This window comes from Atopobiaceae bacterium (assembly GCA_022483015.1).
GTDB lineage: Bacteria > Actinomycetota > Coriobacteriia > Coriobacteriales > Atopobiaceae > JALCUE01.
The window spans coordinates 1381215-1400239 of record JAKVOB010000001.1 but is presented as its reverse complement, the minus strand read 5'-3'; the positions used below and the strand labels follow the sequence as shown (position 1 = coordinate 1400239).

Here is a 19025-nt window from a genome sequence, read left to right as displayed (position 1 = left end):
TCGGGGTGGTGGCACTGTCAGGCGTGGTGGCCGCATCCGGGGTGGTGGCCGAGATGGCCTGCTGGCCCTTCTCGGCCGTGTCGGTCGTATCTGCGAGCGCGGTATTCGGCGAGGCCGCAGAAGCTTCCTCTGAGATGGCCGCGTTCGTCGACTGCACAGCCGGGGTCTCTTGGACCGTCACCTCCGCAGCCCAGGCATTGCAAGGAGCTAGGAGGATTGAGGAGACAAGACAAGCCACAACGATTGGACGGCGAAGCATAGGGCCCCCAGATGAGCGATTTAAGATTTCATACGTTATCCAGTATAGCCAAAGCAACCTTTAAGGTTTTTGCTCTTCGCACATCAGCACGCATGTCGACAGCAATGGCCCACATACCGAGTCAAAGCGAAGCGCCCCGCCCAAGAAATGGGCAGGGCGCTCATCTTTCCCGGAGCAAGGACGTTCTAGCTCGCGCGCTTCGTATGCTGCGCCTTGGAAGACTTCCCAGCCTTCAGGCGCATGGGTTGCTCGGAGCCATCGACGGCATCCTCGGTGACGACGACCTTCGTGACGTTCGCGTCACTTGGGAGGTCGAACATGGTCTCCTGAAGGCAGCTCTCGCAGATGGCCCTGAGACCACGCGCGCCCGTGCCGCGCTCCAACGCAAGATGCGCGATGCCCCTAAGGGCCTCGTCTGTGAACTCCAGCTCGACACCCTCGATCTGGAACATGCGCACATACTGCTTGACGATGGCGTTCCTCGGCTTGGTCAGGATCTCGACCAGGTCGTCCTCGTCAAGCTGGCGCGTGGAACAGATGACAGGGATACGTCCCACGAACTCGGGAATCATGCCGAACTTGTGCAGGTCCTGCGGAAGCACCTGACCCATGAGCTCATCCTCGGAGTTCTTCTCCTTGGTGGCGAGCTCGGAGTTGAACCCAATGCCACCCTTGCCCACGCGCTCGGCCACGATCTTGTCGAGGCCCACGAAGGCGCCGCCACAGATGAAGAGGATGTTGGTCGTATCGATGTGGATGAGCTCCTGCTGGGGGTGCTTGCGCCCGCCCTGAGGAGGGACGCTCGCCTGCGTGCCCTCGAGAATCTTGAGGAGAGCTTGCTGCACGCCCTCGCCCGAGACGTCACGGGTGATCGAGAGGTTCTCGGCCTTGCGAGCGATCTTGTCGATCTCATCGATATAGACGATGCCAACCTGAGCACGCTCGACGTCACCATCGGCCGCGGTGATGAGCTTGAGCAGGATGTTCTCGACATCCTCACCCACATAGCCCGCCTCGGTCAAGGTGGTGGCGTCCGCGATGGCAAAGGGGACCTCGAGGAAGCGCGCCAGGGTCTGCGCCAGGAGCGTCTTGCCGGTGCCCGTAGGCCCCAGAAGCAGGATGTTGCTCTTGGCAAGCTCGACGTCATCGAGGCCATCGACGTCATCGGGCGGAACCGCGCCAGGCATGTCCCCACCGGCAGCGCCACAGGTCACGCGACGGTAGTGGTTATAGACCGCCACGCTCATCGCGCGCTTGGCATCCTCCTGGCCCATGACGTACTGCGACAGCTCGTCGTAGATCTCGTGAGGCGTGGGCAGGTTCTTGATGAGTGGCTCCGCCTCTACGTCGAGGGCGCCCTCGTCGTCCTCGGCCTCCGTGATGATGTCGCCACAGGCAGCGACGCACTCATCGCAGATGTAGACGCCATTGGGGCCCTGGATAAGCTTGCGAACCTGGTCACGGCTCTTGCCGCAGAAGGAGCAGCGTATGTCTTCCTCGTCGGGCGGGAAGCTCCCGCCGTCGCCGATGTCCGAGCTCATCAGACCTCCTTGGCCTCGGGTGTACCCGCGTCGTCGCGACCGGCAATGACCTTGTCGACAAGACCATAGTCGGCAGCCTGCTGCGCGGTCATGTAGTTGTCGCGCTCGGTGTCGGCCTGGATGGTCTCGATGGGCTGGCCCGTATAGCCGCTCAGGAGCTCGTTCATGTGCTCACGGATGCGCAGGGTCTCCTTGGCCACGATCTGGATCTCGGTCTCCTGGCCCTGGACGCCCGAGGAGGGCTGATGGATCAGGATCATCGAGTTGGGAAGCGAGTAGCGCTTGCCCTTGGTGCCGGCGGCCAAGATGAGCGAGCCCATCGAGGCGGCCATTCCCACGCAGATGGTGGAGATGTCAGGCTTGATGTAGTTCATCGTGTCGATGATGCCGAGGCCCGCATAGACGTCACCACCAGGCGAGTCCACGTAGAGCGAGATGTCCTTCTCGGGATCCTGGCTCTCGAGGTGCAGGAGCTGGGCGATCACGAGGTTGGCAGAGTCGCGCGTGACCTCCTCGCCCAGGAAGACGATGCGGTCGTTGAGCAGCCGTGAGTAGATGTCATAGCTGCGCTCCCCCCTCGGCGTCTGTTCGACGACATAGGGAACGAGCGGGATGTTGGTCATTGGTGCAGGCATGGTGTCTCCTTGCGGTACGACGTTTGTGAACCTTGGGCCTATACCCAAAGCTACTCTGCGTCTGCCGCGGCATCATCCTTCTTGTCGGAAGCATCATCCGCGGCGTCCTTCTCGGCACGACGCTTGGCGACCTCGTCGACGAGGGACACGTCGACGTTCTCGATCAGCCAGTCGACGGCCTTGGTGCGCTTGATTGACTCGCGGACGGCGGGCAGGCGGCCGTCCTTGCGGAAGGACTCGATGGCGGCCTTGGGGTCGTCGGAGCCGGCGCCCTTGAACTCGTCGGTCAGGTCCTCGTCGGTGGCCTCGAGGCCGAGGTGCTGCGCAAGCGCGTCGAGCGCGAGCGACTGGCGGGCACGCTCGGTGGCCTGGGCCTGGAGGTCAGCGAAGAACTCGCTGGAGTTGATGTGGTTCATCTGGAGGTAGGAGTCGAGCGTCATGCCCTGCTGCTGCAGGCGCTGGAGCACGGTCTGGCCGATCTCACGGAAGACCTGGTTGACATAGTTCTCGGGGACCTCCTCGAGGGTGAGGTGCTTCTCGATGGCCTCGACGACACGGTCCTCCTTGAGACCGGGGAGGTTGCGCTTCTTGTCGTCGGCGATCTCGGACTTGACGGCATCCTTGAGGTCGGCGACGGTGTCGAAGCCGAAGGCCTTCTTGGCGAGCTCGTCGTCGATCTCGGGGACGACACGCTCCTTGATGGCGGTGACCTTCACCTTGACGGTGACCTCGTTCGCGTCGTCGTCCTTGGCGTCCTCGGTCTCCGCCGCATCGTCGGCCTCGTCGGCCTTCTTCTCTGCCGTCGAGAAGGACACCTCCTTCTCGTCACCGGCCTTCATGCCGCAGACGGCGTCGTCGAACTCCCCGGGGAACGCGGACTCGCCGATGACGAACATGCGGTTGGTGCCGGCAAGCTGGTCGGCGTTCTTGACGGCCTCGATGTCAGCCTGGACGACGTCGCCCTTCTGGACGCCGCGGTCCTCCTTGATGTCCTCGAAGGTCGTGTGATAGCCCTTGAGCACGTCGAGCTGCTCGTCGACCTCGGCGTCGGTGACCTCCTCGGGAGGCATCTCGATGGAGGGGGCGTCGTAGGAGTCGAGCTCGCAGGTCGGACGGACCTCGATGGTCGCCGCGATGACGAAGGGCTCACCCTCGACGACGGTGGCGACGTCCTCGCCGTAGTCGACGTCGGCCACGGGGACGAGGTCGAGCTCGTCGAGCATCAGGGGCTCGGCGTCGTTGATGAGGGCGTTGGTGGCATCGGCCAGGACGGCGTCACGGCCGACCATGGAGTCGATGACGGGGCGGGGCGTATGGCCCTTGCGGAAGCCCTGGAAGTTGTACTTGTGGGAGATGTCCTTGTAGGCCTTCTCGACGGCCTTGTTGACGTCGGCCTTCGCGACCTCGACCTTGGCTGCGACCTTGTTGTCCTTGGGCTCCTCGGCGGTGACAGTGATCTTCAACGTTCCTCCTGATGGCTAGACTACGCGTTACATGACGAGCCGTGCCGTCAGGCAGCATGCTCGATTCACAGACGGGGGTTATTCTCGCACACTTTGGCACGTTCGGCAGCGCGCGTAAGAAGAAGCGACACCGACCACAAAGGTCGGTGCCGTATGAGGTGATGGTGCGGGCGAAAGGACTCGGACCTTCACGGGGTCTCCCCCACTGGAACCTAAATCCAGCGCGTCTACCAGTTCCGCCACGCCCGCATGGTGTGACAGGTGCCCATGGTAGCAAAAGGGAAGGTCGGACGGGAGAGTGGGACCGATGACATCAGATGCCCCCACGGCGCATGCGACTACACCGTGATGCGATAGAGACGCATGTTGCCCCTCTCGAGGACCTTCTCGAACCCAGGCGTCTCGTCAGTGATGGAGTTGACCCCTCGGAACATGGTGGGGTCGTACTCACCGAGGAAGTTGATGAACGACACGTCCGATCCGGTCGAGTCGAGGAGAAGGACGTAGCGGGCATCGACGTCGACCACGGCCTGGCGAACCTTCTCGTCAGACGCCACGTCGACGAGGCCACCCATGATGATGCGGCTCTGTTCAGTTGCCTCCTCATCGAATCCTCTGAACATCCGGTAGTACGTACGCAAGCCGTCATACCCATAGGCAAGCGAGCTCCCATCGGTGGGGTCGTTCACGACGAGGGCGTCGGGCTCGACCGTCGCCTTGACCTCGTCGAGGAAGTCCCTCTCCTCGGAGGTGAGCGGATAGCCATCTGCCGTGGCCGACGCGACCGCGGAGCGATAGTCACCGAACGTCGTATGGAGGGTGCCGGTCGACTCCTCGGAGGCGTTGTGAAGACCTGGCCAGTTGACGCTCGGCATGAAGTTGATGACCAGGAAGACGGCGACGCAAGCGACCAGGGCCGCCAGGTCCCACGGCTCTTTGCCGTGGGACTCCCCGTAACTCCGGACGAAGGTCTGAACCACCTCGACCACCAGGTCCATGCCCAACACGGCGAGCGGTATGGCCGCCACCGACGCCATGGCCGCCAGACGCATCGGGTCACAGTACCAGAACCCTGCCAGCAGATGCTTGAGGGTACCCTCGCTCGTCGCCCCCACGAAGCAGATCAGGCAGAGGAACAGATAGGTGCATGCGACCCATCGGAAACGCGACGAGCGAAGGGCACGCAGGAGGCCGACGAGCACGAGGATGCCGAGCAGGACCTGGGCCGATATCTCGAAGATGAACCCAAGGGTGTACGTCTGGGTGAAGATGTTGACAAGCTCTTGGACGGAACTGGCGAAGCGGGGCCAGTTGTTCTCCACGATAGGGCCCATGAACGGCAGCCCATTGCAGACGACCCATATGATGCCGATGAGGAGGAGCAATCCCAGACTGGCAAGCAGACGCACCCTGAGGTCGAAGCCCCTCTCGCCGGACGCGCGCCACACGCCATCGACGCAGTAGAAGGCAACGAAGACCCCCAGCGTGAACAGCAGGGACGTCTGGAGGAGAGCGAGACCGACCAAGGAGACGAGGAACGGGCACATCATGCGGAGACGCTCGCGGCTGGAGGCATCCGCCCTCGCGACGCACATGAAGAGGACAGCCGAGGAAGGCATGCATGACAAGGCGGACTCGAAGGGATAGATGGGCCCGAAGGCTAGAAGGTCCCAAGGGAAGGAGACGAAGGAGACGGACGCGACACCACCGAGCACCATGCGCCTGGTGTCCCCCTTGAAGATGAACCCGAGAAGGGCAGCCATGGCGAGCGGGAACACCATGAACGAGAGGACGAACAGAGAGGCGTTGATGACGACAGCCGTGCCCGCGCCCGTCACCTGGATGGTCAGCGCGCAGAGCGCATGCCACGCCGACGGATAGAAACCGACATCGGAGGCAGGCCTGATGGCCGCATCCGCCGTGGTCAGGTAGGCTGAGGTGTCCAGCGACGAGAAGCTGCCGGAGTCGAGGAAGGCCCTGATGATGTTGACATGGGCTCCGAGGTCCCATGCCTGCATGATGGCGTCCGGCTCTCCGATACTCCTCACCCAATAGAACAGTCCCAGAGCCACCCCAAGTCCGACGAACGCGCAGGGGACCCACCAGGCGAGCTCAGGCAGCTCCAACGACCTCACGCGCCTCCGGCTGACACAGGCCGCAGCGGCAGTGGCAAGGACCAGAGGGAGCACCACCGTGAGTGGGGAGGCTGCGACATGCGCCCACGAGAGGACCTGGCACACGACACAGATGAGACCGGCCGAGACGACGGGCGAGATGCAGAGAGCCCATACGCGAGGCATCCCAAAGGCACGGAGCAGGAGGCATCCAGGCACGACCAGGATGAGACCGAAGACCGCGCATGCAAGGGCGAACTGAAGCCACATGGGACGGGCTCTCCTAGGTTGGTAGGAACATGAAGTAGGACCATCCTGGTCCACTCTAAATAACCTGTGTGCCCCAAACAAGGGATTCAGGGTCGAGATGCACGGGCGATGCGGGCCCACGCACGTCACACGAGGTCCTCGACCCACCCGGTAGATGCAAGGAGGGGGCACCCGGCCAGCGCCAGGTGCCCCCTCGGTGTCGAAGAAGGCCTGCGTCTCTCGCCTAGACGATGCCCTGGGCCATCATGGCGTCGGCCACCTTGAGGAAGCCGGCCACATTGGCGCCCACGACGAGGTTGCCGGGATGTCCGCACTCCTCGGCAGCGTTCGCGGACTGCGTGTAGATGTTGGCCATGATGTCCTTGGTCATCTCGTCCACACGCTCGTAGGACCACGAGATGTGCTGCGCGTCCTGGGCCATCTCGAGCGCAGAGACCGCCACGCCGCCGGCGTTGGCAGCCTTGCCCGGGCAGAAGGCCACGCCCGCGTCGATGAGCGCCTGGGTGGCGTCACGCATGGTGGGCATGTTGGCGCCCTCGCACACGACCGTGCAGCCACCCTTGATGAGGCCCTGGGCATCCTTGAGGTTGAGCTCGTTCTGCGTGGCGCATGGCATGGCGACGTCGCACGGCACCGTCCAGACTCCCTTGCCCTCGTGATAGACGGCCTTGGGGTGATCGGTCACGTATTCCTTCACGCGGCCGCGGCGCACCTCCTTGATCTGGCGGAGGGCGTCGAGGTCGATGCCGTCAGGGTCATAGACCCAGCCCGTGGAGTCGCTGACGGTCTGGACCAACGCGCCCAGCTCTGCGGCCTTCTGGACGGCATAGATCGCGACGTTGCCGGAACCGGAGACGTCGACCTTCTTGCCCTCGAACGTCTCGCCCTTGGCCTTGAGGACGTTCTCGGCGAAGTAGACGGCGCCATGGCCCGTGGCCTCGGTGCGGCCGAGGCTGCCGCCCCACGTGAGGCCCTTGCCCGTGAGCACGCCCGTGTACTCGTTGCGGATGCGCTTGTACTGACCGTACATATAGCCGATCTCACGGCCGCCCACGCCGATGTCACCGGCAGGGACGTCGGTGTCTGCGCCGATGTGACGGCAGAGCTCGGTCATGAAGCTCTGGCAGAATGCCATGACCTCGCGGTCGGACTTGCCCTTGGGGTCGAAGTCGGAGCCGCCCTTGCCACCGCCGATGGGAAGGCCTGTGAGCGAGTTCTTGAAGATCTGCTCGAAGCCCAGGAACTTGAGGATCGAGATGTTCACCGAGGGATGGAAGCGCAGGCCGCCCTTGTAGGGACCGATCGCGCTGTTGAACTCGATGCGGTAGCCACGGTTCACGCGCACGCGGCCCTCGTCGTCCACCCAAGGCACACGGAACATGATGGTGCGCTCGGGTTCCACCAGCCGCTCGAGAAGGGCGGCATCCTCGAACTCGGGATGGCTCCTCACGGCGGGCTCGATGGTGTCAAGCACCTCGCCAGCAGCCTGCACGAACTCGTGCTGATGGGCGTAGCGCCCCTTGAGATCATCCTTCACGTCCTGGCAGTAGCTCACGTGACACTCCTCTCGACAGGCCGCATGCCCTCGGACTCCCCGCGGGTGCTGGCATTTTCGCATCTGAGGATACAGGTTGGACACATATATGAAAACGGAGCAGGTTAACTCTGTAACACGTTGGACATGCGAGGATATCGCGAACCACGTTTGCCGAGAGGCGCACGCTCGCCTATACTTGTGCGGCGGCTCCGGGGTGTAGCGCAGCTTGGTAGCGCATCTGCTTTGGGAGCAGAGGGTCGCTGGTTCGAATCCAGTCACCCCGACCACGCGGCGGTAGTTCAATTGGTAGAGCCTCAGCCTTCCAAGCTGATTGTTGCGGGTTCAAGTCCCGTCCGCCGCTCCATCGCATCTTGGCAGCCAGAGGGCCTCACGGACCTCTGGCTGCCCTCTTATGCCGAGACCGAGAGCCCGACCATGCCGCGCCCGGCGACCAAACGCCGTGCCAGGGTTGCCGACCTCATACGCTCGCACGGCCAAAGGCATCGCCTCCCGGACGTGGACATGGCTCCCCCATGCCCACGAGGGGTAGAATGAGCGGGTCATGACCCCATGCCTCGAGAGGTGCGAGATGTCGACATCCAAGCTCGGTCGTACCTTGGTCATCGCCAACCCTGCCGCCCGCAACGGGCGTGGCGCCCAGGGCGCCGAGTTCGTCCGGAGGTTCCTCGACACCTACGAGGCGGCCACAGACGGCTTCGAGGTCAGGCTCACCGACGGGCCGGGGCATGCCACGGAGATGGCGCGCGCCGCCACGGGCTTCTCGACGGTGGTCGCCCTCGGAGGGGACGGCGTCATCCATGAGGTCGTGAACGGCCTCATGAAGATCGGTCCCAAGCTTCGGCCCCGACTGGGCATCATCCCCCTGGGCTCAGGCAACGACTTCGCGCGCACCCTCCACATAGAGCGCGATGCCCCCGAGGCCAGCCTCGGTCAGCTCCTCAAGGGCCGACCCCGCTCGCTCGACCTCGGCCTCGTAAACGGCACCTACTACTGCCAGACCCTCTCGTTCGGGCTCGACGCCGCCATCGCCATCGGCACCATGTCCTCGCGTACCGAGGGCGGCACGCACGGGGCGCGCCTCTATGTGAACGAGGGCATCCGCATCTTCACCCAGAACCTGCGCGACTACGCCTACCACGGGACCTTCGACGGCACACCGGTCGATGGGGCCTCGGTGGTCTTCGCCCTGCAGGTGGGTCCCACCTATGGTGGCGGGTTCGACGTCTGCCCTTCGGCCGACCCCACGGACGGCCTTCTCGACGTCTGTCGCTCGGTGCGCACGCCTTCCGTGGCCACCACGCTCTCGCTCTTCGCGCGCGCCCGCTTCGGGCAGCACACCGGGTCCGACGTCCTCGAGTTCGGGCAGGTCCGCCACGCCGTCCTAGACTTCGACGAGGAGCCGCCCTGCCAGGCCGACGGCGAGGAGCTCGTCAACACCCACTTCGACGTGCGAAGCGTCCCCACTGCCCTCGACGTGATCGTGCCGGCCTCGTTCGCCTATAGCGCGACTTCCTGAGAGCGCACAGATAACGGCCGGATAATTGCATGCCACAGGTGGTTGCATCAGGTCGGGAGCCCTCTCGCACAAATTTGTACGCTCTCGGCCTCATGACGACCCATACGGGTGCCGGACGAGAAGGCCGCCGCACCCGTCTCGTCGACGTCCGCTTGCACCATATCCTGGCGCGAGGACGCGAGCGAGACGAGCACGGCGGCCTATGACCTGACCCGAGATGCTACGAGGGTCTACTTGGCGGCCTTGGTCAGGGCCTCCTGGACCTCCTCGGCGGTCTTGAGCTGCATGACGTCCCACGCCAGCTGGTCGGCCTCATCCTTGGTCCACTGCGAGATGATCTTGCGCGTGCGCAGGATCGAGGGTGCCGAGACCGAGAACTCACCCAGGCCGAAGCTGATGAGCATGGGGATGAGCAGCGGGTCTGCCGCAGCCTCGCCGCACATGCCCACCATGATGCCCGCATCGTTGCCACAGGTGACGATGCGCTGGATGGAGCGCAGGACCGCGGGGTTGTAGACGCTATAGAGGTAGCGGACGCGGTCGTTGCCACGGTCGGCGCACATGGTGTACCCGATGAGGTCGTTGGTGCCGATCGAGAAGAACGAGCACTCCTTGGCGAGGTCATCGGCGATGAGGGAGGCGGCAGGCGTCTCGATCATGGTGCCCACCTCGATGTCCTCGTTGAACTGGACTCCCTCGCGACGGAGCTCGCCCTTGCACTCCTCGACGAGCGCCTTGGCCTCGCGAACCTCGTCAAGGCAGGTGACGAGCGGCAGCATGATCTTGACGTCACCGAAGGCGCTGGCGCGCAGGAGGGCACGGAGCTGGACCTTGTACTGCTCAGGGTTGTTAAGGCAGTAGCGGACGGCACGGAACCCCATGAAGGGGTTGTCCTCCTTCTGGAGGTTGAGGTACGGGATCTCCTTGTCGCCACCCACGTCGAGCGTGCGGATGATGACCGGCTTGTCCTTCATGCGAAGGGCGACCTTCTGGTAGGCGGCGAACTGGTCGTCCTCACTCGGGAGCTCCTTGGCGTCCATGAAGAGGAACTCGGAGCGGAACAGGCCGACGCCCTCGGCATCGTGCTCGGCGGCGCCGGTGGCGTCGTCAGGGTTGCCGATGTTGGCGACGAGCAGCTTGTCGATGCCGTCGGCGGTGCAGGTGGGCTTGCCACGATAGGCCTCGAGCGCGGCCTTGGCCTCGGCCGCGGCCTCAGCGGCGGCCTGGTAGGCGGAGAGCTCGGCCTTGGAGGGGTTGGTGTGCACAGTGCCCTTGGTGCCGTTCACCACGACGGTGTCGCCGTTGTTGATGACCTTGCAGGCGTCGGGGACCGAGAGGACCGCGGGGATCTCGAGGGCACGCGCGATGATGGCGGAGTGCGACGTGCGCCCGCCCGTCTCGGTGACGATGCCGGCGACGTTCTCCTTGTCGATCGTGGCCGTCATGGACGGTGTGAGGTCCGAGACCACGACAATCGTGTTCACGGGCAGCGTGGAGAGGTCGATGACCTCCTTGCCGAGGAGCTTCGCCTTGATCCCGCTGCGGAGGTCCTGGACGTCGGCGCAGCGCTCGCGGATGATGATCTCGTCGGAGGCATCGAACATCGAGTAGAACATGTCGCAGACCTCGTCCAGCGCCTGCTCGGAACACTCGTGCTTCTCGATGCGGTCGTTGATCTCGGAGACCATGAACGGGTCGGTCGCCATCGTGATGTGACCGCTCATGATCTCGGATTCCTTCTCGCCGACCGTGACCTTCATACGCTCGGCCTGAGTCTTGGTCTTCTCGCAGAAGGCGTCGAGGGCGGCCTGGTAGCGGGCCTTCTCCTGCTCGGCGTCCTCCGGGGCATGCGGGGTGTAGGACAGGTCCGGCTCGACTGCGACGGATGCGATGCCGATGCCGATGCCGTCTGATGCGTTTACGCCTTCGTACATGAAGCTCCTCCATTCGGGATGGCGCCTGGGGCGCCCACGCAGAGGGGGCACACGCATCTGATGCGATGTGCCCCCAAGCGCTCGTCTATGCACGGACTCAGCAACCGAGACACGACTGCTCGGGGCGAGCTTAGAGCAATGTCACTCGCCGATGCCGCTCTCGACGAGCTGGACGGCGGAGTCGAGGGCCTCCTGCTCGTCAGCACCATCGCACTTGATCTCGATCTCGGTGCCGCAGCCGATGCCCGCAGCCATGAGGGCCATGGGGCTCTTCCCGTTGACGTCCTTGCCACCGGTGACGATGGTGACGTTGCTGGCGAACTTGCCCATGGCCGAGGCGAACGTTCCGGCCGGACGCATGTGAAGGCCCTGGGGGTTGGTGAGGGTGACAGTCTTGGAAACCATTGCATGCTCCTGGTTCTTTGTGGCAGGCCTCGAGGCCTTGCCTGCGAATGGGACGACGTGCTATCCGAGCGTCTAGGTTTTACCCTTTTTACTCAACGCGTAGTGTAGCAATAGTGCGAGGGGAAACCAGCGACTTCTCGGCATCTGAACGCCAAGTTACAGACGAACAGCCGAATCCGCCTAGTCTGCCGCGTCTTCGGCCTTCGTCTTGGCTGCCGGCTTCTTCGCGGGGGCCTTTTGATCTGCCGCCTTCGCCGCGGCCTCCTCCTTCATGCGCTTGTTGAGCGACACGGAGAACTTGTCGATCGTGGAGCGCTTGGCGATGCCGCTGGACGCGGCCGTGGCGCTGCCGCAGGCGCTCGCGAACCTCAGGGCCGTCTCGTAGTCGGCACCCTGGGTCGCCTTCGCGAGGAAGCCGCCGACCATGGAGTCACCGGCACCCGTCGCGTTGACGAGCCGGCACTTGGGAACGGGGACGATATGCTCCTTGCCATCCTCGTCGATGAGGGCGCTGCCCCACTTGCCACAGGACACGATGACGTTCTGGGCACCTTGGTCATGGAGCTTGCGGGCATAGGGCAGGCAGTCCTCGGGAGTCTCGGGATGCACGTCGAAGATGCGGCCGAGCTCATGGTTGTTGGGCTTGATGAGGAACGGCTTGGCGGCGAGCGACTGGAGGAGCAGGTCACCGGCGGCGTCGACCACGAACTTGATGCCACGGCCCGCGAGACGCGTCATGATGATGTCATACATGTCATCGGGCAGGCAGCTGGGGATGGAGCCCGTGAGCACGAGCACGTCGCCCTTGTCGATGCGGTCGAGGCGATGGAACAGCTCGTTGACCTTCTCGATCGGGATCTTGGGACCCATGCCGTTGCACATGGTCATCACGACGCCGTTCATCTTGACGTTGATGCGCGTGAAGCCCTCGTCCAAGGTGATGAAGCTCGTGGTGATGCCCTGCTGCTGGAGGGTCTTGAGCATGTAGTCGCCGGTGAAGCCGCCGATGAAGCCCAGGGCGACGTTGTCGACGTCGAGCTCGTTCAGGATGTAGGCGATGTTGATGCCGTTGCCACCGCAGTAGAGCTCCTCGGACGAGGACCTGTTGGTGAAGCCCATGTCAAGCGTGAGTGGGTGCATGACATAGTCGATGGCAGGGTTGAAGGTAACGGTGTAGATCAACGTGGTCTCCCTTCATGGATTGCCGTTTGTGTTCAGTATGACGCATGTGCGTTCTGATGCCATGAAAAGCCCGAGCGTCGCTGGTGGGCGCCCGGGCGATGGCCCATCTGGCCGACCGACGGCCCGAAGGCCGCCTGGGCGGGAGTGCTACTTGTCAAGCCCGTCGTTGATGATCTGGGCAATCTGGGCGGGGTCCGTGCTCGAGAGCACGGACTTGCAGAAGTCCTCGTGCATGAGCATGACCGCGACCTTGGAGAGGAGCTTGAGATGCGTGGTCCCGGCCTCGTTGTCGGGGATGAGCAGGGCGATGGCCACGCGGACGGGCTTGTCGTCCATGGTCTTCCAGGCGACGTCACCGGAGAACTTGACGACCTCGACGGCCGCGTCGGTGATGGCGGCAGACTTGGCATGCGGGATGGCGAAGCCACCCATCATGCCCGTGGAACCCTCTTGCTCGCGAGCCTTGAAGGCCTTCAGGATGGCGGCGGAATCGCTGCCCGCGCCAAGCTTCACTGCCTCATCGGACAGGAACGCAAGGGCCTCGTCGGACGTGGTCGCAGGATTGTCTAGGAACACGTTCGACGCGCTTACGAAGTCACTCATTGAATCCCCTTCTCATGACTGTGCTTACGTTGAGATTCTACCGCAACGAGCGTGCCGGATGACGTGGAGGGGCCATCTTACTGAAACGTGGCCGTATCGAAAGGGAGGCGAAACACACGAGTCACGCTACACTCGGGAGGAACCATCCCGTAGGGCATGACCGGAGGACCAGGGGGACATGATGTCACGGACCATCTTCATAGACGCCGACGCCTGCCCCGTCACCGGCGAGGTCATGGCCATCGCACGCAAGCGCGGCATACCCGTCGTGATAGCCGGCAACACCACGCAGAACCTGGCGGCTCACATCCGTACCGACGACCCGCGTGACGAGGCCCATGCGCGGCACGGCTTCTGGGCGGACACCCTCGACGTGAGCGTGGGCGCCGACTCGGCCGACTTCGCCATCGTGGAGCGTCTCTCCCCTCACGACGTGGTCGTGACGCAGGACATCGGTCTCGCTGGCATGGTACTGGGGAGGAACGCCTCGGCCATAGGGGTGCGAGGCCGCGTCTATGACCCCGTCACCATCGACTTCGACCTCGAGATCCGCCACGAGGAGAAGAAGGTCCGACGGCAGGGCGGCCGCACCAAGGGGCCGGCACCCTTCACCGACCGCGACCGCCGTCACTTCCGTGAGGAGCTCGAGGCCCTTCTCGACCGCACCGAGTGAGCGGGGACGACGAAGGCCCTCCCCCGGCACGAGTGTCCTGCCCCGACCCAGAGCGAGAAGAACAGAGGCCGGCCGCAAGCGACCGACCTCGCAATTACCTGGTGCGCCCAGTAGGATTCGAACCTACGACCTTCGGATTAGAAGTCCACTGCTCTATCCAACTGAGCTATGGGCGCGGCATGACCCTGAGTCACGAGCACATTCTATCGCACACGCCGCCCGGCGCTGCCGTTCTCGGAAAAGAACCAGTACGAAGCCGCCCCATGGATGATACTGGTACCCACATGCAATGGGCACGCCATGGACGCACGTCGAATGGCTTCACCTCACCTGAGGAGGACATGTGGTCAAATACGAGCGGGTCGCCCGCGACCTGCAGGACAAGATCGCGAGCGGCGAGTATCACCCCAACGAGAGGCTGCCCATCATCCCGGACCTCTGCGAGGAGTATGGGGTCAGCAAGATCACCATCAAGCGTGCGATGGACATCCTCGTCACCCGCGGCCTCGTCGTGAAGCGGCGCGGGTCGGGGACCTTCGTCAAGAACATCGAGTTCGAACAGGACGTGCAGCCGCTCCAGGACATGTCCCGCACGCTGGCTGGGTTCACGGGAGGTTACGAGGACACGGGCATCGAGGTGACCACCCTCGTCCAGGAGTTCGAGGTCGTCGAGGCCGGCGACGAGGCGGCCGAGCACCTCCGCATCGACCCGCACAGCTTCGTCTACCACATCGTGAGGACGAGGCTCGCCGATGGCGTCCCGCAGGAGATCCAATACGTGAGGATTCCCATCGCCACCCTCCCCGGCCTCACCATCCGTGACGCGCGTGGTTCGATCTACTCCTATGTGAGGCAGGCGCTCGGTTCGAGGCCCTACAGCGCCCACCGCTCGATCCGAGCGGTCATGCCGACCCCAAAGGAGACCGAGCACCTCCAGATTGACAAGGACGAGCCGCTGCTCGAGGTGAACCAGACCGTCTACCTCGAGAACGGGCAACTGCTCGAATGGTCGATCTGCCGGCATGTGGGAAGCCGGTACACCTACTACGACATCAACAACGACTAGACCCCGCACGACCGATCGGACGCCAAAGGACAGACCCGCCCGCCCAAATGGGCAGGCGGGTCTGTGTACGTCCATAGGGACGAAGGCCTAGGCCTTCTCCTCCATCTTCTTGTAGACCTCGATGAGGTCCTCCGCGATGACCTTGAAGGTCTCCGCAGACATCATCTGGTCCTCGGCATGGAGGAGGATGAGCTGGAACTGCGCGGGCTTCTCGCCGGACGCGTCCTTCTGAATCATCGAGGTATGGGCATTATGGCCCTCGAGGTAGCTCGCGTTGCCCTTCTCGACGAGCTTGGCGGCCTCCTCGAAATCGCCATCGTGGGCCTTGTTGATGGCCTCGATGTAGCTCGACTTGGCGTCTCCCACAAAGGCCACGATCTGGAAGCAGGTCATGGTCTGGTCGTTGAGCTCTTCCTCAGTCGCCATGTCTACTCCCCCATGATGGCCGTGGCGTCAGCCAGGACCTTCTTCGCGTTCATACGACCGTAGTCAGCCATGGCGATGACGGTCACGGGCACGTCGCCTGCGGCCTCCTTGGCCTCGTCGAGCGCGTACTTGATCTGGGGCCCGAGCATGAGGACGTTGGCCTCGGACACATGGTCAAGCGCCTGCGCCAACGGATAGGCGGCGATCTCGTAGTCGAGGCCCTCGGCCTTGGCCTCCGCCTGCATCTTCTGAACCAGGAGGCTGGTGGACATACCAGCGTTGCACGCAAGTAGGATCTTCTTCGTAGCGGCCACGTTCCTTTCTGGATGGGAGTCACGGTTCAAGCTCATCTTACCCATTCCGCATCGGGTCCGGGACTCGCATCAGACGAGCCCCGGACCCTCGGGAGAAACTCAGCTGACGTACAACGGTCCGTGAAGGACGCCAGCTAGGAGGTAAGGGATGGTACTAGGCAGCCGCAGGAGTGCTCTCCTCGGCGAGGTCCTTCTCGGCCTCCTTGGCCTGGACCCTCTCGCTGACCTTCATGAACGGGAAGTAGATGACCATGCCGAGCGCGAACTCCACGACCTGCCAGATGACGGCACGGACGTCGCCCGCGGTGGCAAGGAAACCAGAGACGAAGACCGGGGTCGTCCAGGGGACCATGACCACGCAGGGGGCGATGAGGCCGGCGCAGGTGAGGCCATAGGTGGCGGCGATGAAGATATCAGGCACGAGCACGAACGGGATCATGAGGGGCAGGTTGTACACGATGGGGTAACCGTAGATGACAGGCTCGTTGATGTTGAAGATACCGGGGAGCACTGCCAGCTTGGCGATGTTCTTGGAAGCCTTGTTCTTGGAGAAGATGAACGTGTCAGCCAGCAGCATCAACGTGCAGCCCGAACCGCCGATGAGGGCGAAGGTGTTCACGATCTGCATGTTCATGTAGTGGTCGACGGGAATGGTTCCGCCAGCCGCATAGGTGGCCATGTTGTCGACGATGAGGATGGTGAGGATGGGCTCAGCAAGCACGCCCGAGATCGTGGACTGGTGGATGCCCAGGCAGAAGAGCAGGTTTGCGAGGGTGTAGATGACGACGACTGCCCAGGGGCCAGCGTTCATGAGGCCCTTCAGCGGGTTCGAGATACCCGTGGAGATGAGCGTCATGAGGTCGGTCGCGAAGAAGCCGTTGAGAAGTGCGGCAACGAAGGCGAAGATCGAGAGCGTGAGCAGCATAGGGAACATGACGTTGAACGAGTCGGCGACCGCGGGAGGCACGCCCTCGCCGAGGTTGACCTTGAGCTTCTCGATGCCCGAGAGCTTCACGAAGAGCGAGGTCGCGAGCAGGCCGATGATGATGGCGCCGAACAGGCCGTTGGCACCGGTGTTGGTGGTCGAGAAGGCACCGGAGACCTGGGCGCTCGTGAACGCGTAGCCATCAGGCAGGGATGCCGTGATGTCAGAGAGCGCGACGCTGATCGATGCGGCGGTGGAGTCGCTGGCGTTGGTGGCGACGAGCGTCGACCCCAGCGTCGCGGTGATGGTGTGCGGGAACATGATCACCATCGAGGCGATGCAGATGACGACGCAGGAGATCGGGTTCGCGAAGCGCTTGTTCTTGGCGAAGCAGTAGCCGATGAGGCCCGTGAGGATGATGGCAGCCACGTTGAGGGTGCCCTGCGTGACGGCACTTCCCCAGTACTGCGCAGTCGCGAGCTCGGCGCTGTCAGATGCCCAGAAGAGCGGGAAGACGACGTTGTTGATGAGGACCGCGATGCCCGCGAGAATGTAGATCGGCATGACGGTGGCGAATGCGTCGCGGAGTGACCGCAGGTGCACCTCATTTCCTACCTTGGCAGAAACCTCAGCGAACTTGTCGAGGAACGATTCCTTCTCCTCGGCAGGGGCTGTGTCCTGATCAGCCATGCTAGTTCTCCTCTCCTTCGATGACGTGCGTTGCAATGACGTGCCTCAGCCACGAGGCTGACTTCTTCGGACGACGGTTGTAATCGTCCTCGAGGTCCACCTCGATAAACCCGTAGCGGTTCTTGAACGCGTGCGCCCAAGACCAGTTGTCGATGACGGCCCAGTAGTGGTACCCACGGCACTTGGCACCGTCCTGGACTGCCTTTGCGATCCAGTAGAGATGCTGCTGGACGAAGTCGATGCGGTAGTCGTCCTGGATCTGCCCGGAGGCGTCCTTCTTGAGGTCCTCGCGCTCGACGCCCATGCCATTCTCGGACACGAACCACTCGAGGTCGGGATAGTCGCGCTTGACCATCATGCCGAAGTCGTAGATGCCCTGGGGGTAGATCTCCCAGCCACGGCTCTTGTTCATCTTGGCCTCGGGCCACTCGTAAGGGTCGGCGAAGCAGGGGCAGCCGGACTCGGGGTCGGTGTCGTGCGCAGGAGCCTGGACGCGCTCGGGATGATAGTAGTTGCAGCCGAGCCAGTCGACCTTGCCGTCAGCGAGGATGCGCTCGTCCTCGGGACGGATCGGAAGCTCGATGCCACGCGACGAGAGCGTCTCGAGCACGTCAGCGGGAAGCTTGCCCTCGGTGACGAGGTCGAGCCACCAGCGGTTGTTGACACCGTCGGTCATGCGTACCGCCTCGAGGTCACCCTTGGAGGGGTTCTCCTTGGTATAGGGCGGCGTGAAGCAGTTGATGAGGCCGATGCGAGCGTCGGGGAGCATCTGGCCGGCGGCCTTGGCCGCACGGAAGGCACGGACGCCCAAGGAGTGGGCGACGCTGATGTTGTACTGGACGCTGCGGGCGCGCGTGTAGTTCTTGATGAACGGGTACCACTCGCCCATGGTGTAACGCATGTCCGGCTCGACGATTGGCTCGTTGAACGTGAACCAGCAGCGGATCTCCTTGCCGAAGGCAGCGAACGCCTTGGCCGCGTAGTCCGCGTAGGCCTCGACGACCTGCCTCGACTCCCACCCGCCGCGGCGGAAGAGGTACGTGGGCATGTCGAAGTGGTACAGGTTCACGAAGAGCTCGATGCCTGCGTCCTTGGCAGCGGCGAACACCTTGTGGTAGTACTCCTCGCCGGCGGGGTTCACGTTGCCGTCGGCATCGAGCAGGCGGCTCCACTGGATGGACGTACGCACCGACGAGAGGCCCATGGAGGCCAGGAGCTTGAAGTCCTCCGCATAGCGACGGGTGAAGTCATTCCCGGCATAGGAGCCCACGCGGTTGTGGAAGTCCTCGATGCGCTCGTTCGACCAGGTGTCCCAGAGGCTCTCGACACGGCCGTCGGCCTGCCAGGCGCCCTCCGTCTGAGGTCCGGACATCGCGGCCCCGAAGAAGAAGTCGTCTGGAAGCTTGATCTGTGCCATGGTCCCTCTCTTTCCTTGCTCGGGCCGACGTGCC

General features: G+C 63.5%; 16 protein-coding genes and 4 tRNA genes. 5 read left to right on the top strand and 15 right to left on the bottom strand.

Annotation, left to right across the window (positions count from 1 at the left end):
- Window positions 1-444 precede the first annotated feature (444 nt).
- The 6 genes from clpX to gdhA all read right to left on the bottom strand — a co-directional run bounded on the left by clpX (window position 445) and on the right by gdhA (window position 7837).
- On the bottom strand, window positions 445-1800 hold the full coding sequence (gene clpX, locus LKE50_05955; GenBank protein ID MCH3968145.1) for an ATP-dependent Clp protease ATP-binding subunit ClpX: 1356 nt from the start codon (window positions 1798-1800) through the stop codon (window positions 445-447).
- Complete coding sequence (locus tag LKE50_05950; GenBank protein MCH3968144.1) at window positions 1800-2423, bottom strand: ATP-dependent Clp protease proteolytic subunit; 624 nt, start codon at window positions 2421-2423, stop codon at window positions 1800-1802. Before LKE50_05950 ends, clpX begins: the two co-directional genes overlap by 1 nt.
- A gap of 62 nt (window positions 2424-2485) precedes the next feature.
- Complete coding sequence (gene tig, locus LKE50_05945; GenBank protein ID MCH3968143.1) at window positions 2486-3898, bottom strand: trigger factor; 1413 nt, start codon at window positions 3896-3898, stop codon at window positions 2486-2488.
- A gap of 162 nt (window positions 3899-4060) precedes the next feature.
- A tRNA-Leu gene (locus LKE50_05940) sits at window positions 4061-4147 on the bottom strand.
- An 89-nt stretch (window positions 4148-4236) separates the two neighbouring features.
- A complete protein-coding gene (locus tag LKE50_05935) occupies window positions 4237-6282 on the bottom strand; it encodes a hypothetical protein (protein MCH3968142.1) in 2046 nt (681 codons plus the stop codon).
- A 223-nt stretch (window positions 6283-6505) separates the two neighbouring features.
- Window positions 6506-7837 (bottom strand): NADP-specific glutamate dehydrogenase, encoded by a 1332-nt coding sequence (gene gdhA / locus LKE50_05930; GenBank protein ID MCH3968141.1) that lies wholly within the window; start codon window positions 7835-7837, stop codon window positions 6506-6508.
- 192 nt (window positions 7838-8029) lie between these two features.
- Here gdhA and LKE50_05925 point away from each other — a divergent pair.
- The 3 genes from LKE50_05925 to LKE50_05915 all read left to right on the top strand — a co-directional run bounded on the left by LKE50_05925 (window position 8030) and on the right by LKE50_05915 (window position 9356).
- Window positions 8030-8106: transfer RNA gene (locus tag LKE50_05925), tRNA-Pro, on the top strand.
- Between the two features lies 1 nt (window position 8107).
- Window positions 8108-8183: transfer RNA gene (locus tag LKE50_05920), tRNA-Gly, on the top strand.
- A 225-nt stretch (window positions 8184-8408) separates the two neighbouring features.
- Complete coding sequence (locus LKE50_05915) at window positions 8409-9356, top strand: diacylglycerol kinase family lipid kinase (protein ID MCH3968140.1); 948 nt, start codon at window positions 8409-8411, stop codon at window positions 9354-9356.
- A 230-nt stretch (window positions 9357-9586) separates the two neighbouring features.
- Here the strand turns inward: LKE50_05915 and ptsP are convergent, their stop codons facing one another.
- From ptsP to LKE50_05895, 4 genes are all read right to left on the bottom strand, one after another.
- A complete protein-coding gene (ptsP, locus tag LKE50_05910; protein ID MCH3968139.1) occupies window positions 9587-11290 on the bottom strand; it encodes a phosphoenolpyruvate--protein phosphotransferase in 1704 nt (567 codons plus the stop codon).
- Window positions 11291-11431: 141 nt separating this feature from the next.
- Complete coding sequence (locus LKE50_05905) at window positions 11432-11695, bottom strand: HPr family phosphocarrier protein (protein ID MCH3968138.1); 264 nt, start codon at window positions 11693-11695, stop codon at window positions 11432-11434.
- Between the two features lie 180 nt (window positions 11696-11875).
- Window positions 11876-12877, bottom strand: a complete 1002-nt coding sequence (pfkB, locus tag LKE50_05900) for a 1-phosphofructokinase (protein ID MCH3968137.1) — start codon at window positions 12875-12877, stop codon at window positions 11876-11878.
- Window positions 12878-13024: 147 nt separating this feature from the next.
- On the bottom strand, window positions 13025-13480 hold the full coding sequence (locus LKE50_05895) for a PTS sugar transporter subunit IIA (protein MCH3968136.1): 456 nt from the start codon (window positions 13478-13480) through the stop codon (window positions 13025-13027).
- A gap of 181 nt (window positions 13481-13661) precedes the next feature.
- On the opposite strand from LKE50_05895, the gene LKE50_05890 reads away from it, so the two are divergent.
- Entirely contained in the window at window positions 13662-14153 is a 492-nt protein-coding gene (locus tag LKE50_05890; GenBank protein MCH3968135.1) for a DUF188 domain-containing protein, read from the top strand.
- Between the two features lie 99 nt (window positions 14154-14252).
- On the opposite strand, the gene LKE50_05885 is transcribed toward LKE50_05890, so the two are convergent.
- Window positions 14253-14329 (bottom strand) — tRNA-Arg (locus tag LKE50_05885).
- 167 nt (window positions 14330-14496) lie between these two features.
- Between LKE50_05885 and LKE50_05880 the strand changes: the two genes are divergently transcribed.
- Window positions 14497-15219 carry a GntR family transcriptional regulator gene (locus tag LKE50_05880; GenBank protein MCH3968134.1) on the top strand — a complete coding sequence of 241 codons (723 nt, stop codon included), beginning with the start codon at window positions 14497-14499 and terminating at the stop codon, window positions 15217-15219.
- A gap of 87 nt (window positions 15220-15306) precedes the next feature.
- Here LKE50_05880 and LKE50_05875 read toward each other — a convergent pair whose 3' ends face one another.
- From LKE50_05875 to LKE50_05860, 4 genes are all read right to left on the bottom strand, one after another.
- Entirely contained in the window at window positions 15307-15645 is a 339-nt protein-coding gene (locus LKE50_05875) for a PTS lactose/cellobiose transporter subunit IIA (GenBank protein ID MCH3968133.1), read from the bottom strand.
- Between the two features lie 2 nt (window positions 15646-15647).
- On the bottom strand, window positions 15648-15959 hold the full coding sequence (locus LKE50_05870) for a PTS sugar transporter subunit IIB (protein MCH3968132.1): 312 nt from the start codon (window positions 15957-15959) through the stop codon (window positions 15648-15650).
- A gap of 154 nt (window positions 15960-16113) precedes the next feature.
- The gene (locus LKE50_05865) at window positions 16114-17574 is read right to left on the bottom strand and encodes a PTS transporter subunit EIIC (protein MCH3968131.1); all 1461 of its coding nucleotides are present in this window, start codon (window positions 17572-17574) and stop codon (window positions 16114-16116) included.
- 1 nt (window position 17575) lies between these two features.
- Window positions 17576-18991 carry a glycoside hydrolase family 1 protein gene (locus LKE50_05860; protein MCH3968130.1) on the bottom strand — a complete coding sequence of 472 codons (1416 nt, stop codon included), beginning with the start codon at window positions 18989-18991 and terminating at the stop codon, window positions 17576-17578.
- Window positions 18992-19025 lie beyond the last annotated feature (34 nt).

Bases quoted from the DNA above. Each gene is read 5' to 3' on its own strand.
- clpX (MCH3968145.1), bottom strand. From the start codon at position 1,800: ATGAGCTCGGACATCGGCGACGGCGGGAGCTTCCCGCCCGACGAGGAA.
- LKE50_05950 (MCH3968144.1), bottom strand. From the start codon at position 2,423: ATGACCAACATCCCGCTCGTTCCCTATGTCGTCGAACAGACGCCGAGG.
- LKE50_05935 (MCH3968142.1), bottom strand. From the start codon at position 6,282: ATGTGGCTTCAGTTCGCCCTTGCATGCGCGGTCTTCGGTCTCATCCTG.
- LKE50_05915 (MCH3968140.1), top strand. From the start codon at position 8,409: ATGTCGACATCCAAGCTCGGTCGTACCTTGGTCATCGCCAACCCTGCC.
- ptsP (MCH3968139.1), bottom strand. From the start codon at position 11,290: ATGTACGAAGGCGTAAACGCATCAGACGGCATCGGCATCGGCATCGCA.
- LKE50_05905 (MCH3968138.1), bottom strand. From the start codon at position 11,695: ATGGTTTCCAAGACTGTCACCCTCACCAACCCCCAGGGCCTTCACATG.
- LKE50_05895 (MCH3968136.1), bottom strand. From the start codon at position 13,480: ATGAGTGACTTCGTAAGCGCGTCGAACGTGTTCCTAGACAATCCTGCG.
- LKE50_05890 (MCH3968135.1), top strand. From the start codon at position 13,662: ATGTCACGGACCATCTTCATAGACGCCGACGCCTGCCCCGTCACCGGC.
- LKE50_05875 (MCH3968133.1), bottom strand. From the start codon at position 15,645: ATGGCGACTGAGGAAGAGCTCAACGACCAGACCATGACCTGCTTCCAG.
- LKE50_05865 (MCH3968131.1), bottom strand. From the start codon at position 17,574: ATGGCTGATCAGGACACAGCCCCTGCCGAGGAGAAGGAATCGTTCCTC.
- LKE50_05860 (MCH3968130.1), bottom strand. From the start codon at position 18,991: ATGGCACAGATCAAGCTTCCAGACGACTTCTTCTTCGGGGCCGCGATG.